Annotated in this window: 16 protein-coding genes; 14 read left to right on the plus strand and 2 right to left on the minus strand. The window is 59.7% G+C overall.

Translation table 11 applies throughout. From position 1 onward, the window contains the following. Positions 1 to 30: 30 nt before the first annotated feature. On the minus strand, positions 31 to 1,851 hold the full coding sequence (locus tag C8D92_RS05850) for an acyl-CoA dehydrogenase C-terminal domain-containing protein (RefSeq protein ID WP_116918714.1): 1,821 nt from the start codon (positions 1,849 to 1,851) through the stop codon (positions 31 to 33). Positions 1,852 to 2,118: 267 nt separating this feature from the next. Between C8D92_RS05850 and C8D92_RS05855 the strand changes: the two genes are divergently transcribed. Further along, positions 2,119 to 2,655, plus strand: coding sequence for a DUF3833 domain-containing protein (locus tag C8D92_RS05855; protein ID WP_116918715.1), 537 nt, complete (start codon positions 2,119 to 2,121; stop codon positions 2,653 to 2,655). Positions 2,656 to 2,706: 51 nt separating this feature from the next. On the opposite strand, the gene C8D92_RS05860 is transcribed toward C8D92_RS05855, so the two are convergent. Next, positions 2,707 to 2,991: a PDC sensor domain-containing protein gene (locus C8D92_RS05860; protein WP_116918716.1), complete on the minus strand. Its 285-nt coding sequence runs from the start codon at positions 2,989 to 2,991 to the stop codon at positions 2,707 to 2,709. A gap of 172 nt (positions 2,992 to 3,163) precedes the next feature. Between C8D92_RS05860 and C8D92_RS05865 the strand changes: the two genes are divergently transcribed. From C8D92_RS05865 to atpD, 13 genes are all read left to right on the plus strand, one after another. Beyond that, positions 3,164 to 4,489, plus strand: a complete 1,326-nt coding sequence (locus tag C8D92_RS05865; RefSeq protein ID WP_116918835.1) for an MFS transporter — start codon at positions 3,164 to 3,166, stop codon at positions 4,487 to 4,489. A 270-nt stretch (positions 4,490 to 4,759) separates the two neighbouring features. Next, on the plus strand, positions 4,760 to 6,646 hold the full coding sequence (gene mnmG / locus C8D92_RS05870; protein ID WP_095610068.1) for a tRNA uridine-5-carboxymethylaminomethyl(34) synthesis enzyme MnmG: 1,887 nt from the start codon (positions 4,760 to 4,762) through the stop codon (positions 6,644 to 6,646). Positions 6,647 to 6,698: 52 nt separating this feature from the next. Beyond that, positions 6,699 to 7,313, plus strand: coding sequence for a 16S rRNA (guanine(527)-N(7))-methyltransferase RsmG (gene rsmG, locus C8D92_RS05875; RefSeq protein WP_423837072.1), 615 nt, complete (start codon positions 6,699 to 6,701; stop codon positions 7,311 to 7,313). Next, positions 7,301 to 8,092 carry a ParA family protein gene (locus C8D92_RS05880; protein WP_095610067.1) on the plus strand — a complete coding sequence of 264 codons (792 nt, stop codon included), beginning with the start codon at positions 7,301 to 7,303 and terminating at the stop codon, positions 8,090 to 8,092. Before rsmG ends, C8D92_RS05880 begins: the two co-directional genes overlap by 13 nt. A 52-nt stretch (positions 8,093 to 8,144) precedes the next feature. Continuing rightward, positions 8,145 to 9,017 carry a ParB/RepB/Spo0J family partition protein gene (locus C8D92_RS05885; RefSeq protein WP_095610120.1) on the plus strand — a complete coding sequence of 291 codons (873 nt, stop codon included), beginning with the start codon at positions 8,145 to 8,147 and terminating at the stop codon, positions 9,015 to 9,017. A 289-nt stretch (positions 9,018 to 9,306) separates the two neighbouring features. Then, positions 9,307 to 9,678, plus strand: coding sequence for an ATP synthase subunit I (locus C8D92_RS05890; RefSeq protein WP_228151102.1), 372 nt, complete (start codon positions 9,307 to 9,309; stop codon positions 9,676 to 9,678). A gap of 15 nt (positions 9,679 to 9,693) precedes the next feature. After that, entirely contained in the window at positions 9,694 to 10,548 is an 855-nt protein-coding gene (gene atpB / locus C8D92_RS05895; protein ID WP_095610065.1) for a F0F1 ATP synthase subunit A, read from the plus strand. Positions 10,549 to 10,595: 47 nt separating this feature from the next. Beyond that, entirely contained in the window at positions 10,596 to 10,823 is a 228-nt protein-coding gene (gene atpE / locus C8D92_RS05900; RefSeq protein ID WP_095610064.1) for a F0F1 ATP synthase subunit C, read from the plus strand. A 91-nt stretch (positions 10,824 to 10,914) separates the two neighbouring features. Next, positions 10,915 to 11,385 carry a F0F1 ATP synthase subunit B gene (locus C8D92_RS05905; protein WP_095610063.1) on the plus strand — a complete coding sequence of 157 codons (471 nt, stop codon included), beginning with the start codon at positions 10,915 to 10,917 and terminating at the stop codon, positions 11,383 to 11,385. A 12-nt stretch (positions 11,386 to 11,397) separates the two neighbouring features. Continuing rightward, positions 11,398 to 11,937, plus strand: coding sequence for a F0F1 ATP synthase subunit delta (locus C8D92_RS05910; protein WP_116918717.1), 540 nt, complete (start codon positions 11,398 to 11,400; stop codon positions 11,935 to 11,937). Between the two features lie 28 nt (positions 11,938 to 11,965). Then, positions 11,966 to 13,510 carry a F0F1 ATP synthase subunit alpha gene (gene atpA, locus C8D92_RS05915; RefSeq protein ID WP_116918718.1) on the plus strand — a complete coding sequence of 515 codons (1,545 nt, stop codon included), beginning with the start codon at positions 11,966 to 11,968 and terminating at the stop codon, positions 13,508 to 13,510. A 71-nt stretch (positions 13,511 to 13,581) separates the two neighbouring features. Next, entirely contained in the window at positions 13,582 to 14,457 is an 876-nt protein-coding gene (gene atpG / locus C8D92_RS05920; RefSeq protein ID WP_095610060.1) for a F0F1 ATP synthase subunit gamma, read from the plus strand. Positions 14,458 to 14,514: 57 nt separating this feature from the next. Next, a complete protein-coding gene (atpD, locus tag C8D92_RS05925; protein WP_095610059.1) occupies positions 14,515 to 15,903 on the plus strand; it encodes a F0F1 ATP synthase subunit beta in 1,389 nt (462 codons plus the stop codon). The last annotated feature ends 20 nt before the right edge of the window (positions 15,904 to 15,923 follow it).

The following is a 15,923-nucleotide window of genomic DNA, read 5'->3' on the forward strand; positions in this document are numbered from 1 at the left end:
AAACGCTCCCTCTCTCCGTCGGTCGGGACCTCAGTCAATGAATGACATGTGATCCGGCTCGATCTGCATCAGGCTCTTCGTCGGGCTCAGCATGCTCGTGGCATGGGCCTGTGCCCGCGGCAACAACCGGTCGTAGTAGAACTCGGCCGTATCGATCTTGGCCTGATAGAAGGCTTCGGATTCGTCACCGCCGTCCGCCAGCTTCTCACTGGCGACCGCCGCCTGGCGAGCCCACATGTAGGCCATGGTCACGTAGCCGCTGAACATCAGGAAGTCGTGGGCGGCGGCGCTGACAATGTCCCGGTCCTTGCGCGCGATCAGCATCAGGCGCACGGTCAGCACGTTCCACTGGGCCGCCAGTTTGAGCAGTTCCCAGGCCATGGGCCGCATCGTTTTGTTGGTCACCTGCTTGCGGGCAAAGTTGGAGATCTTGAAGGTGAACTCGCGCACCGCACCGCCCTGGGTCATCAACAGCACCTTGCGGCCGAGCAGGTCCAGTGCCTGGATGCCGGTGGTACCCTCGTAAAGGGTCGCGATCCGGGTGTCCCGGACGATCTGCTCCATGCCATGTTCACTGATGTAGCCATGGCCGCCAAACACCTGCATGCCCTGGTTGGCCGCTTCGTAGCCCAGTTCCGTCAGGAAGCCCTTGAGGATCGGAGTCAGGAAGCCGAGCTTGTCGTCGTACGCGGCGGACTTCTTCTCGTCCCCTTCCAGGTGACCGGCCACCATGTGGTCGGCAAGCCGGGCCGCGTAATACAGCATGGACCGGCCGCCCTCGGCGATGGCTTTCTGCGTCAGCAGCATGCGACGGACGTCGGCATGGTGAATGAGGGAATCCGCCACCTGGTCCGGCTCCTTTTTCCCGGACAGGGCCCGCATGGAGCGGCGGTCCTTGGCATACTCCAGCGACCACTGGTAAGACAGTTCCGCCGGACCCACACCCTGGATGGCGGTGCCGATCCGGGCCGTGTTCATGAAGGTGAACATGCAGTTCAGGCCTTCATTGGGCGGGCCGATCAGGAACCCTCGGGATTCGTCGAAGTTGAGCACGGCCGTCGCAGAAGCCTTGATGCCCATCTTCTTCTCGAGTGAGCCCACGTTGACGTTGTTGAAGTCACCGACGCTGCCGTCATCGTTTGGCAGATACTTGGGGACAATGAACAGGGAAATGCCCTTGGTGCCCTTGGGAGCGTCCGGCAGTCGCGCCAGCACGATGTGGACGATGTTCTCGGTCAGATCATGATCGCCCGAGGAGATGAAGATCTTGGTGCCGGTCAGCTTGTAGCTGCCATCGTCCAGAGCTTCCGCCTTGGTCTTTACCTGGCCCAGATCCGTGCCGCACTGCGGTTCGGTCAGGCACATGGTGCCGCCCCAGCGTCCCTCGGTCAGCGGCACCAGGTACTGCTGTTGCTGTTCCTCAGTGCCGTGCAGCTGAATCGTGTTCATCGCCCCCAGTGACAGCCCCGGGTACATGCTGAATGGCCAGTTGGCCGTGCCCATCATTTCCTGCTTGAGCAGGCCCATGGAGGCGGGCAGTCCCTGGCCACCAAATTCTTCCGGCGCGGACAGTCCCTGCCAGCCGCCCATCACGTACTGTTCGTAGGCTTCCTTGTAACCGGTCGGCGTCGTGACCTTGCCGTCCTCGAGTTTGCAGCCCTCCTCGTCGCCGCTTTGATACAGCGGACTCAGCACTTCTTCGCAGAACCGGCCACACTCGGTCAGGATGGCATCAACAATGTCCGGCGTGGCGTTCTCGCCGTTGCTCAGCGCCTCGTAGTGGCGCGGGTAGTCGAACACATCGTTGAGCAGGAACTTCATATCCCGCAGGGGCGCTTTGTACGTCGGCATAGCGAATCCTCTCATTGCAAAAGTGCTGACGCCGGGTGGCGCCGCGATGAGGCTGTTTTACGACAAACATCCAGGGCTGCCATTGACGAAAACCACTCCGGGGTCTGTCCTCGCAGCCAATTTGCTGAAATGACGCAGAGATATCCGTGTGTTTGGCCCTTAATGACAACTATGGACGGGCTGGTCTGCAGACGCACCGCTGCCGTATTGATTCGGGGCTGGCGCGATGGGTGCCAGTGCTTGAATGACCATCATGGAGTGTGTCTGATGCGTGTCACAATTCTCTCGCTGTTGCTTCTACTGGGCGGCTGCGCTGGCCCGAATCTGTCGGATTACCGGGACGAACAACCCCGCCTCGTTCCCTCTGAGTTCTTCCAGGGTGAGCTCACTGCCCGTGGGGTCGTCAAAGACCGTTCCGGCGCTGTCATCCGCACGTTCGATGCGACGATTGATGCCAGCTGGGATGACGATGGTGTGGGCACTCTGGACGAGGTCTTCCAGTACAACGATGGCGAAACCGACACCCGGGTCTGGACGCTGACGCCAGAACAAGACGGCTATCGTGCCACCGCCGGCGATGTGACCGAGTCGGGCTTCATGGAATGGCAGGGCAACGCCATCCACATGAATTATGTTCTGGAGGTGCCGTACGGGGATGGCACCATCAACGTCCGTATGGATGACTGGATGTATCAAGTCACACCGGACACCGTCATCAATGAAACCACCATGAGCAAATGGGGAGTTCAGGTCGGTGAGGTGGTGCTGGTGATTCAGAAGACCGGATCTGACCAAGGACAGTAAGGGCCGACCATACCGGGTTGGGACTGTCCGTCGCGATGGTCTCTGGCCGACTCAGTCCCATGCCGGGGGTAACAGGTCGGGCAGGTTGAGCTGGCCTTCGAACACCTCGTCCGGGTGCATGTCCACGCAGAACACCGGACCGGCCGGTATCCGGGTCGCGAACGTCACGGTCCGTACGGCGTCGGGCAGGCCAACGTAGGGTCGGGAGGCGCACACGCGGTCGGGGTGCTCCAGGGCACGGCGGAAGTAATCCCGGTGCGACCAGCAGGCGCCGCCGGACTGGTGCAGCGGATTGAAGTCGGCCCCCCGTGTGCCCCCGGACGTATCGCTGATCACGCCCCCGATCTGGATCCCTTCGTCGTTGAGAATGAAACAGCGCCGGATGCCGGCCAGTGTGAGCAGTCGCAGATAGCTATCGTGTAGTGCAAGGTAAACCGGGTTGCTTGTGAAAGGAGCAGGCCTGTCGCAGACTGCGGTGATTCGGTTCGACAGGGAGATCTATGGCGTCATGGCAACACGGCGGCAGTTCCAGCTCCTGGGGCAGCGACGATTCCTGCCCTATTTCCTGACCCAGTTCTCCGGTGCCTTCAACGACAACCTGTTCAAGAACCTGCTTCTGCTGGTGATCACCTACCGGGCCGGTGGCCTGATGGGTCTGTCGGTGGATCTGGTGGTGAACCTTGCCGCCTTTCTGTTCATCCTGCCGTATTTCCTGTTCTCCGGCATCGCGGGTCAACTTGCGGACCGGTTTGAACAGGCGGTGCTGATCCGGCGGGTGAAGGCGCTGGAGGTGGGCATTATGGTGGTCGCCGCCACCGGGCTGCTAATGGGGTGGTACGAGGTGTTGCTGCTGTTGCTGTTCCTGACCGGGGTCCAGTCCACCTTCTTTGGGCCGGTGAAATACGCCATTCTGCCCCGTGTGCTGGCGGAGCGCGAATTGGTGGGCGGCAACGGCCTGGTTGGGATGGGGACTTTTGTGGCCATTCTGCTGGGGACCATTGCCGCCGGACCGATCATGGTACTGCCCGGTGCCCTGTGGATTGGCGCCGGCGCCGTACTGAGCGTGGCGGTTCTGGGGTATCTGGCGGCGCGATCCATTCCGGCCACGATGCCGACGGGCCCGCCGGTGCGGGAGAAGCTGAGCCTCTTTCGCGAGACCCTTGCCATCCTGCGACTGGCACGGGAACGTCGAATCGTCTTGCTCGGAATTCTGGCCATCTCCTGGTTCTGGCTGCTGGGCGCGGCCTACCTCACCCAGTTTCCCAACTTTGCCCGCACGGTCCTGAACGGCGATGAGACGGTGGTCAGCCTGCTGCTTGTGTTGTTCATTATCGGGATTTCGATTGGTGCCATGCTGTGCGAAACGCTCAACCGGGGTGCGGTGAGTCTGCGTCTGGTTCCGTTCGCTGCACTGGGTCTGAGCGCCTTCGGGACCGACCTGTATTTCGCGGTACCGCCGGTCACCTCGTCGCCCGACTGGTGGGTATTGCTGACCGATAGCCGTTTCTACCGGCTTGAGGCGGACCTGCTTGGCATCGGTCTGAGCGGGGGGCTGTTTATCGTGCCGCTCTATGCATTCATTCAGAATGAGACACCGCCGGATCGCCGGGCTCGCATCATCGCGGCACTGAACGTGATCAACGCCCTGTTCATGGTGATCAGTGCCATGCTCGGCATGGTGTTGCTCGGCATCATCGGGCTGTCGATTCCGATCTTCCTGTTAATGCTTTCGCTGGTGAGCCTGCCGGTGACCCTGGGGCTGCTGTGGCGATTGCACCAGCACCGCCGGACCTTGCCGGACGATCCCGGCGAGAAGCTGTCCAAGCATCGCTAAACCCTGTGGACAAAAACGGGGACAGACCGTGGGGATCTTTTGTAAGACTTTATAAAAATTCATCTAAAACAATAACATATAGAATTCAAAGCCACTTTATTGAGCCGTCAGAATTGTGGATAACTTTTTAACAACCACGTGAGAAATAATGGCTAACCGGTTGATTTCAAGAAATCCGCTTCCGTGATTAAAAAATAACCATATGCGGTGCAATCCGGGCGCGGGACACGTTATAATCCCGCCCTATTTTTTCAGGTTCCGAGGTGACGTGTGGATTATCCGAATCGGTTTGATGTGATCGTCATTGGTGGCGGCCACGCCGGCACGGAGGCGGCGCTGTCCGCAGCTCGTATGGGCTGCCAGACGCTGCTACTGACGCACAACATCGAAACCCTGGGCCAGATGTCCTGCAACCCGGCCATCGGTGGCATCGGCAAAAGCCATCTGGTCAAGGAAATCGATGCTCTGGGCGGCGCGATGGGCGAAGCAACCGATCGCGCCGGTATCCAGTTCCGCACGCTGAATGCCCGCAAGGGTCCGGCGGTACGTGCCACACGGGCCCAGGCCGACCGGGTGCTCTATAAGGCGGCCATCCGTGAAATGCTGGAGAACCAGCCCAACCTGACGCTGTTCCAACAGGCCGCCGATGATCTGATCGTCGACGGCGACGAGGCGAAGGGCGTGGTGACTCAGACCGGCATCCGGTTCCATGCATCGTCCGTCGTGCTCACCACCGGCACCTTTCTCGGTGGTGTGATCCATCTGGGCATGCAGAACCATTCCGGTGGCCGCGCCGGCGATCCGTCCACGATCGGTCTGGCCGAACGCCTGCGGGAACTGCCGTTCAATGTCGGCCGGCTCAAAACCGGCACGCCGCCGCGCATTGACGGCAAGACGGTGGATTTCTCCGTCATGGAAGAACAGTGGGGCGATGACCCGACACCAATCATGTCCTTCATGGGGGATCGCAGCCAGCATCCTGAGCAGATGTGTTGCTTCATCACCCGGACTACCGAGCGGACCCACGACATCATCCGCGGCGGCCTGGACCGCTCGCCGATGTTTGCGGGTGACATTGAGGGCATCGGCCCGCGGTATTGCCCGTCCATTGAGGACAAGGTGCACCGCTTTGCCGACAAGAATTCGCATCAGATCTTCGTGGAGCCCGAGGGCCTGAACACCCACGAGCTGTATCCCAACGGCATCAGCACCAGTCTGCCGTTTGATGTCCAGCTGGAGGCGGTGCGCTCCATTCCCGGATTTGAGAACGCGCATGTGACGCGCCCGGGGTATGCCATCGAGTATGATTTCCTGAATCCTCAGGACCTGCGCCACACCCTGGAGACCAAGTTCATCCACAACCTGTGGTTTGCCGGTCAGATTAACGGTACGACGGGGTACGAGGAAGCTGGTGCCCAGGGCCTGCTGGCAGGCATCAACGCGGCGCGCCGCGCCCAGGGACAGGACGGCTGGTACCCGCGCCGGGACGAGGCCTATCTGGGCGTTTTGGTGGACGACCTGATCACCATGGGCACGAAGGAACCCTACCGGATGTTCACAAGCCGCGCGGAGTATCGTCTGATCCTGCGTGAAGACAATGCCGACCTGCGTCTGACCGAAACCGGCCGGAAACTGGGTCTTGTCGATGACCGGCGCTGGCAGCGCTTCAATGAGAAGCGCGAGGGCATTGCCACGGAGCGTCAGCGGCTGGACACCACCAAGGTCCGGCCCGCGTCCGAACAGGCGCAGGTGGCAAACCGCTATCTGAAGAGTCCGATGAAGGATGCGCTGTCGCTGTCCGACCTGTTACGCCGGCCTGAAATCGGTTACGACCAGGTGGCGGAGATTGGTGGCGAGCGCGCCGGGGACGACACGGTCGCCGGCCAGGTTGAAATTCAGATCAAGTACGAGGGGTACATCTCGCGCCAGGAAGCGGAGATTGACCGGCTGCGCCGCAACGAGGACCTGCCGTTGCCGGTGGATCTGGACTACGATGCCGTCGGCGGCCTGTCCAACGAGATTACCCAGAAGCTCAAGGAGGTCCGGCCCGAGACCGTGGCCCAGGCCTCACGCATTCAGGGGGTCACCCCGGCGGCGATTTCCCAGCTGCTGATCCACCTGAAGAAGCGGGACCTGCTGCGCCGGGAAACGGCCTGAGGTGGTGGCGGCGCACGAATGGTCCACGCAACTGGATGACGGCCTTGCCCGGATGGAGCTGGCCCTGACGCCCGATCAGCGCCAGCGGCTGCTGGATTTTCTCGGTCTGTTGGCGAAATGGAATCGGGCCTACAACCTGACCGCCGTTCGAGACCCGGCCGAAATGGTTTCGCGCCAGCTGCTGGACAGCCTCTCAATCCTGCCGTTTCTGACCGCCGACCGGATTCTGGATGTGGGTGCCGGCGGCGGCCTGCCCGGCATTCCGCTGGCCATCGCCTGCCCGGAACGGACTCTGACCCTGCTGGACAGCAATCAGAAGAAAACCCGTTTCCTGACGCAGTGCGTTCTGGAGCTTGGCCTCGACAACGTCGAGGTCGCTGCAGCCCGGGCCGAGGCCTTCGAGTCGGCCGTGCCCTTTGAGCAGATCACCTGTCGGGCCTTCACGGCGCTGGATAATCTCGTGAACTGGTGTGATCATCTGCTGGCGGAGCATGGCACATTCCTGGCGATGAAAGGCGTTTACCCCGACGACGAAGTGGCGGCCCTGGGGGCCGGCTGGCGACTGCGCGGCAGCGAGTCGCTGACGGTGCCCGGTTGTGGGGGCGAACGTCACCTGCTTATCATTGACCGCAGTCCAGAGACAGGAGGCGAGACATGGCGCGCGTGATCGCGGTAACCAACCAGAAAGGCGGTGTGGGCAAGACCACCACCTGCGTCAATCTGGCCGCCTCCCTGAGCGCCACGCGTCGGCGGGTGCTGCTTGTGGATATGGATCCGCAAGGCAACGCCACCATGGGCAGCGGTGTCGACAAGAACGCCCTCAGCCTGTCGGGTTTCGATGTGCTGACACGTCGTCAGGCCGCCGGTGATGTGATCCTGCCCGCCGAAGAGGCCGGGTACGACCTGTTGCCGGCCAACGGTGACCTCACGGCGGCGGAAGTGGAGTTGATGAACGAAATCGGTCGGGAACACCGGTTACGCCTGGCGCTGAACCAGATTCGGGACCGTTACGACTTCATCCTGGTGGACTGTCCGCCGTCGTTGAATCTGCTGACGGTCAATGCCCTGTCAGCGGCCGACAGCGTCCTGATCCCGATGCAGTGCGAGTATTACGCGCTGGAAGGGCTGGCCGCGCTGATGAACACCGTCGAGCAGATACAGGAGACGGTGAACCCGGAGCTGGTTCTGGAGGGCATCCTGAGAACCATGTACGATCCCCGCAACAGCCTCACCCGGGACGTCTCGGGTCAGCTCAACGAGTACTTCGGCGATAAGGTCTACCGCGCCGTCGTACCCCGGAACGTGCGGCTCGCAGAGGCGCCCAGCTATGGTCTGCCGGCATTGAAATACGACCGTCAGTCCAAGGGCGCGATTGCCTACCTGGCACTGGCGGGTGAGATGGTCCGGCGCACCGGTCAGACAGCGCCGGCGAGCGCAGCTTCCTGAGCACCACACACTGAATCGGCCGAATCGACTGACGACAAGAATGACGGACACCATGGCGGCAAAGAAACGAGGATTGGGAGAACGGGGCCTCGGCGCCCTTCTGCAGGGTTCCAAGGTGAACCTGGATGAGGCACCGGTTCCGCATGAGGGGGAGCTCCGGGAGATTCCCATCGATCTCGTGGTGCGCAGCCGCTACCAGCCGCGCCGTGACATGGACGAGGCCACCCTGCAGGAGTTGGCCGACTCCATCCGTCAGCAAGGGGTGATGCAGCCCATTGTCGTACGTCCCGGTGGCGAGGGCCGTTACGAGCTGATTGCCGGCGAACGCCGCTGGCGTGCCACCCAGCTGGCCGGGCTGGCCAACATCCCCGCCCTGATCCGGGATGTCCCGGATGACGCCGCCATCGCCATGGCGCTGGTGGAGAACATCCAGCGGGAGAACCTCAATCCGATTGAAGAGGCATTCGCTCTGCAGCGGCTTCAGGACGAGTTCGGCCTGACCCAGGGGCAGGTGGCCGAAGCGGTCGGCAAGTCCCGCACCACCATCACCAACCTGCTGCGCCTGACAGGGCTGGCGAGCGATGTGCGGACCATGCTGGAACATGGGGACCTGGAAATGGGTCATGCCCGGGCGCTGCTGGCGCTGGCACCGGAGCAGCAGGCGCAGGCCGCACGACAGGTGGCGGCGAAAGCGTTGTCCGTTCGCCAGACCGAAGCGCTGGTCCGTCGTCTGCAGCATGAAACGAACAACGCCCCGAAAAAGAAGGGCCCCCAGGACCCGAACATCCGTCAGCTTCAGGACGACCTTGCCGAGCGCCTCGGGGCAAAGGTGTCCATCGATCATGGTCAGCGCGGCAAAGGCAAACTGGTGATTCAGTACAGTTCGCTGGACGAACTGGACGGCATTCTGGGCCACATTCAGTAAGCCAGGTGTATTTTTTGATGAGCAATGAAAGAAAGAATCGAGAAGCCGGGCACCACATCTCGTTGTGGGTAACGATGTGAGACCAAATTTGTGCTCAATCTAACCGGATAGGACCCTAATTTGATCGCTTTTCCGCCAGTTTTTATCGGCGGCTCTGTTGAACAGATATCGGTTAACACATATAATTTTGCGCGTTTTTAACGACTCCGGCGCGTTGCTGGTGGGTAGAGACCGTTGCGTATCCAAAAACCGTTGTCAGGCTGGTTTCATGCCCAGACCCAAGAGTCGAATGACCCGATTGCCCTTTCTCGAGTGGTTGGTAATCGAGTCAGGACTGATCGGCCTCATTAGCTTCGGCTGGAGTTTCGAAAATCGGTTGGCGTTTTATTCCGCTCTGACAGGCGGTCTGATTTATGTCATACCAAACGCGTATTTTGCTCACCGGATGTTTCGGTACCAAGGCGGCCGACAGGCACGTCTGGTGGTGGGCAGTATGTTCAGGGCCGAATCAATAAAACTGGCCTTGACCGCCGTCTTTTTCGCGGCCGTTTTCATCTTAATAGAGCCGATCCATGTGTCCGCTCTGTTATTCACTTTTGCTGTGATGGTTGCGGTGAGCCCGCTTCTGCGGTGGCTCATCCGACCAAAACCGCAGCGATGACTGGACGAGAGCAGTATGGCAGCTGATACCCCAGTAGAGTATATAAAGCACCACTTACAGAACCTGACTTACGGTAAACTGCCGGCCGGCTACGAGAGGGCGGACGGTACCGTTATTCAGGAATCCACCTGGACGATGGCCAGGAGCGGCCAGGAAGCAATGGATATGGGCTTTATGGCGATCCATGTGGACACCATGGGGTGGTCCATTTTTCTCGGTGTGGTTTTTCTCACGCTCTTTCGATTCGCCGCAAAACGTGCCAGCACGGACACGCCTACAGGGTTGCAGAACCTCGTGGAAATGACGGTAGAGTTCGTCCAGGGCATCGTCCGGGATGTCTTCCATGCGAGAAATCCGATTATCGCACCGCTGGCTTTGACAATGTTCGTCTGGATCTTCCTGATGAACTCCCTGAAACTGATTCCGGTGGATTACATTCCGTCCGTCGCGCACGCGATGGGCCTTGATTACTTCAAGATCGTGCCAACGACAGACCCCAATGGCACCTTTGGTATCTCTATCGGCGTTTTCCTGCTGATCCTGTTTTACAGCTTCAAAATCAAGGGGCCCGGCGGATTCGCCAAGGAATTGTCCTTTACCCCGTTCAATCACTGGGCACTGATCCCTTTCAATCTGGTGCTGGAGCTGCTGGCCCTCATCATCAAACCGGTCAGCCTGGCGTTGCGACTTTTTGGCAACATGTATGCTGGCGAGGTCGTATTCATCCTGATTGCGCTGTTACCCTTGTGGATTCAATGGACGCTGCACGTACCATGGGCCATATTCCACATCTTGGTGGTGACGCTGCAGGCCTTTATTTTTACAACGCTCGCTGTGGTTTACCTCAGCGCCGCGCATGAAGATCACTGACTTTGACAATCAACCCTTAACTATCCGAAAAACCTGAGGAGTCTTCAATGGAAATGGTATTTATCGCAGCAGCACTGATCATCGGCCTGGGCGCTCTGGGCGCAGGTATTGGGTTCGGTCTTCTGGGCGGCAAGCTGATCGAATCCACCGCTCGTCAACCGGAGCTCGGTAACCAACTCCAGACCAAAGCCTTCATCATGGCCGGCCTGCTCGACGCGGTGCCCATGATCGGCGTCGGTATCGCTATGTACCTGATCTTCGTTGTTGCGGGTTAATAAGCCAAAAAAGGGGAGCTTTGCTCCCTCATAAGGCTGCGCCCGGTGTTAAAAGCACCGGAATGCAACGAATAGCAAGAGGTATATTGCCGTGAATATAAACCTTACGTTAATAGGGCAATCGATTGCCTTCGCTATTTTCGTCTGGTTCTGCGTCAAGTACGTTTGGCCTCCGATTACTCAGGCCATGGCGGCGCGCCAGAAGAAAATCGCAGACGGCCTCGCCGCCTCTGACCGCGCAGAGCGGGATCTTGAGCTGGCGCAGGAAAAGGCCACACAGGAACTGCGTGAGGCGAAGAACGAGGCGGCGTCTCTAATCGAGCAGGCCAACAAGCGTGCCAATCAGATTGTGGAAGCGTCCAAGGATGATGCCCGCAAGGAAGGCGAACGCCTGATTGAGCAGGCCAAAGCCGAAATCGAGCAGGAGCGTCATCAGGCCCGGGAAGCACTCCGTAAGGAAATCGCCACCTTCGCGGTCTCGGGTGCCGAGAAAATCCTGGAAACCTCTGTCGATGCCAATAAGCACAGCGAGATGCTCGATAAGCTGGCAGCGGAACTGTAAACGAGGTTCAACATGGCAGAACTGACAACGCTGGCACGACCCTACGCCAAAGCCGCTTTTGGCGAGGCCCACCAGCACGGCAGTATCGACAGTTGGGGTGAGTCACTGGCTTTTGCGGGAGCCCTCGCGGCAGACCGCGATATGCAACAGGTTCTGGCGCACCCGGAGTTGACTGGCGCGGAAAAAGTCGCGGTGCTTTGCGACTGTTTTAGTGACCCGGTGACAGAGCCGTTCCGGAACTTCCTGACAATCCTTTCGGACAACCGCCGGCTGCTGCTACTTCCCCAAGTTGCAGCGCTTTTCCAGGCCTTGCGCGCCGAACAGGATCGAACGGTCGACGTGACCCTCACATCGCCCTACGAGCTCAGTGACGAACAACAGCAGAAACTCAAGGAAGCACTGGCGAAGCGGCTGGACCGACAGGTGTCGCTGACAGCAGACAGCGACAAGTCCCTGATCGGCGGTTTGGTTATCCGGGCAGGTGACACGGTCATTGACGCATCGGTACGCGGTCGACTGAACCGGCTGTCCGAGACGCTTCTGGGCTCCTGATTTCAGCAAAAGGTTTGAGGATATTGGCATGCAGCAACTGAATCCATCCGAGATCAGTGACATTATCAAGAAGAGAATTGAGAAGCTCGATATCTCTTCTGAAGCAAAAAACGTAGGGACGATTGTGTCGGTCTCCGACGGCATCGTTCGCATTCACGGTCTGGCCGACGCGATGTACGGCGAGATGATCGAATTCCAGGATGGCGTTTTCGGTATGGCCATGAACCTGGAACGCGACTCCGTTGGCGTCGTTGTGCTTGGTGAGTACGAAAGTCTCGCCGAGGGCCAGAAGGCCTGGTGTACCGGCCGCATTCTGGAAGTGCCGGTGGGCGAAGAGCTGCTCGGTCGCGTGACCGACGCGCTGGGTAACCCGATCGATGGCAAGGGTGAGCTGGGCACGGACCAGACGGCCCCGGTCGAAAAGGTGGCACCTGGCGTAATCGCGCGGGAAGGTGTTGATCAGCCGGTCCAAACCGGTCTGAAGCCGATCGATACCATGGTGCCGATTGGTCGTGGCCAGCGTGAGCTGATCATCGGCGACCGCCAGATCGGTAAGACGGCGGTGGCGATCGACGCGATCATCAACCAGAAAGATTCTGGCATCAAGTGTATCTACGTGGCGGTGGGCCAGAAGCAGTCCTCCATCGCGGCGGTGGTCCGGAAGCTGGAAGATCATGGCGCCATGGACCACACGATCGTGGTCAATGCCGGTGCCGCTGATTCGGCTGCCATGCAGTTCCTGGCCCCCTACGCCGGTACCTCCATGGGCGAATTCTTCCGTGACCGCGGTCAGGATGCCCTCATCGTCTACGATGACCTGTCCAAGCAGGCTGTGGCCTATCGCCAGATTTCCCTGCTGCTGCGTCGTCCGCCGGGGCGTGAAGCCTTCCCCGGGGATGTGTTCTATCTCCACTCCCGTCTGCTTGAGCGTGCCTCACGGATCAACGCCGACGAGGTCGAGAAGCGCACCAATGGCGAGGTCAAAGGTCAGACCGGCTCGCTGACGGCTCTGCCGATCATCGAAACACAGGCCGGTGACGTCTCGGCATTCGTTCCGACCAACGTGATCTCGATCACCGACGGTCAGATCTTCCTCGAAACCAACCTGTTCAATTCCGGCATCCGTCCGGCGATGAACGCCGGTATCTCGGTATCCCGTGTGGGTGGTTCGGCGCAGACGAAGATCATGAAGAAGCTGGGTGGCAACATTCGTCTGGCCCTGGCCCAGTATCGGGAGCTGGCCGCGTTCGCCCAGTTCGCCTCCGACCTGGATGAGAACACCCGGAAGCAACTGGAGCATGGTCAGCGTGTGACCGAGCTCATGAAGCAGAACCAGTACAGCCCGCTGTCGGTTGCTGAAATGGCAACGGTCCTCTTCGCAGCCAACGAAGGCTTCCTGGACGATGTTGAGGTCGACAAAGTGGTCTCGTTTGAGGCGGCAATGCTGGACTGGATGCGCAGCGAGAAGGCGGATCTGCTCAAGAGCATCAATGAGAACGGCAACTATAACGACGACGTCGCGGCCAAGCTGAAAGCGGCACTTGAGGAATTCAAGACCACCCAGACCTGGTAACCGCCGGGCCCGCCCCGCGCGGGCCGTCGTCGGATAGGGTCCAGGTGTCCAACTTGAAAAGGCAGTGAGTTATGGCCGCAGGCAAAGAGATAAAAACCCAGATCTCAAGCATCAAAAGCACGCAGAAGATCACCAGCGCGATGGAGATGGTGGCTGCGAGCAAGATGCGCAAGGCACAGGAGCGCATGCAGGCAACGCGCCCCTATGCGGAGAAGATGCGTCAGGTGATCGGACACATCGCCAAGGCGAATCCAGAGTATCGGCACCCGTTCATGCAGGAGCGGGAGGTCAATCGCGTCGGCTACATCGTCGTTTCCAGTGACCGAGGTCTTTGTGGCGGCCTGAATCACAACCTGTTCAAGGCGATGGTTAAAGACATGAAGGCCTGGAAAGACCAGGGTGTCGAAGCCGACCTGTGTGCTTTGGGTGCCAAGGGAGCCGGCTTTTTCCAGAACTACGGTGGCAACCTGGTGGCGGCAAAAACCCACCTAGGGGATCGTCCCGGCGCTCAGGAGCTGGTTGGTAATGTCAAAGTGATGCTCGATGCCTACGAGGAAGGCAGGATTGATGCGCTGTTCCTTGTCAGTAACGAGTTCGTCAATACCATGACGCAGAAGCCGGAAATCCAGAAACTCCTACCACTCCCTCGCATTGAGGATGATGGCGGTGACGCGGACTCGATGGCGGCTGGTAAAGACTATATCTACGAGCCCGATGCACGGTTGATACTTGACGACGTCCTGCCGCGCTACATCGAGTCTCAGGTATACCAGGGTGTCGTTGAAAATCTGGCGTGTGAACAGGCGGCACGGATGATCGCGATGAAGAGCGCGACCGATAACGCCGGAAACCTGATCGACGACCTGCAGCTGGCATTCAACAAGGCACGCCAGGCTGCCATCACCCAGGAGATTTCGGAGATCGTCAGCGGCGCCGCATCCGTTTAACGGCACCAGGGCGGTCGACAGGATTTTTCAGCAGATTCAGATAACGAGGAACCGAGCATGAGTAGCGGACATATCGTTCAGATCATTGGCGCGGTTATCGACGTGGAATTCCCGCGCGATGCCGTCCCCAACGTTTACGACGCGCTGCTGCTTGAAGGCGGTGAGACCACGCTGGAAGTCCAGCAGCAGCTGGGCGATGGCGTTGTACGTACCATCGCGATGGGCAGCACCGAAGGCCTCAAGCGCGGCTTGAAAGCCGAAAACACGAACGCGGCCATTTCCGTGCCCGTCGGCACTGAGACACTGGGCCGGATCATGGATGTCCTGGGTCGCCCGATTGACGAACAGGGCGAGATCGGCGAGCAGGAGCGCTGGGCCATCCACCGCACGGCACCGGGTTATGCCGACCAGGCGGGCTCTGAAGAGCTCCTTGAAACCGGCATCAAGGTCATCGACCTGGTGTGCCCCTTCGCCAAGGGCGGTAAGGTCGGCCTGTTTGGCGGTGCCGGTGTTGGTAAGACCGTCAACATGATGGAGCTGATCAACAACATCGCCAAGGAGCACTCCGGTCTGTCTGTATTCGCCGGTGTCGGTGAGCGGACCCGTGAGGGTAACGACTTCTATTACGAGATGAAGGACTCCAACGTCCTGGACAAGGTCTCGATGGTATACGGCCAGATGAACGAGCCGCCGGGGAACCGTCTGCGTGTTGCCCTGACCGGTCTGACCATCGCCGAGAAGTTCCGGGATGAAGGGCGTGACGTCCTGCTGTTCATTGATAACATCTACCGTTACACCCTGGCGGGTACCGAGGTATCGGCACTGCTGGGCCGGATGCCGTCCGCGGTGGGTTATCAGCCGACGCTGGCCGAGGAAATGGGCAAACTTCAGGAGCGGATCACTTCCACGAAGAACGGCTCCATCACCTCCATCCAGGCCGTATACGTTCCGGCGGACGACCTGACCGACCCGTCACCGGCCACCACTTTCTCGCACCTGGACGCGACCGTGGTACTGAGCCGTGACATTGCTGCGAAGGGCATCTACCCGGCGATCGATCCGCTCGACTCCACCTCGCGCCAGCTCGATCCTCTGATGATCGGTGAGGAGCATTATAAGGTAGCCCGCGGCGTCCAGACGGTCCTGCAGCGCTATAAGGAACTGAAGGACATCATCGCCATCCTGGGTATGGACGAGCTGTCGGAAGAAGACAAGCAGACGGTTGACCGCGCCCGAAAGATCGAGCGTTTCCTGTCACAGCCGTTCCACGTGGCAGAAGTCTTCACCGGTATGCCTGGCAAATACGTGTCGCTCAAGGAGACGATCCAGAGCTTCCAGGGCATTCTGAATGGCGACTATGATGACCTGCCTGAGCAGGCCTTCTATATGTGCGGTTCAATTGAAGAAGCCGTTGAAAAAGCGAAGGAAATGAAGTCCGAAGCGTAACGACGACATTTCCCGACTGA

The organism is Tamilnaduibacter salinus (genome assembly GCF_003096655.1).
Classification (GTDB): domain Bacteria; phylum Pseudomonadota; class Gammaproteobacteria; order Pseudomonadales; family Oleiphilaceae; genus Tamilnaduibacter; species Tamilnaduibacter salinus.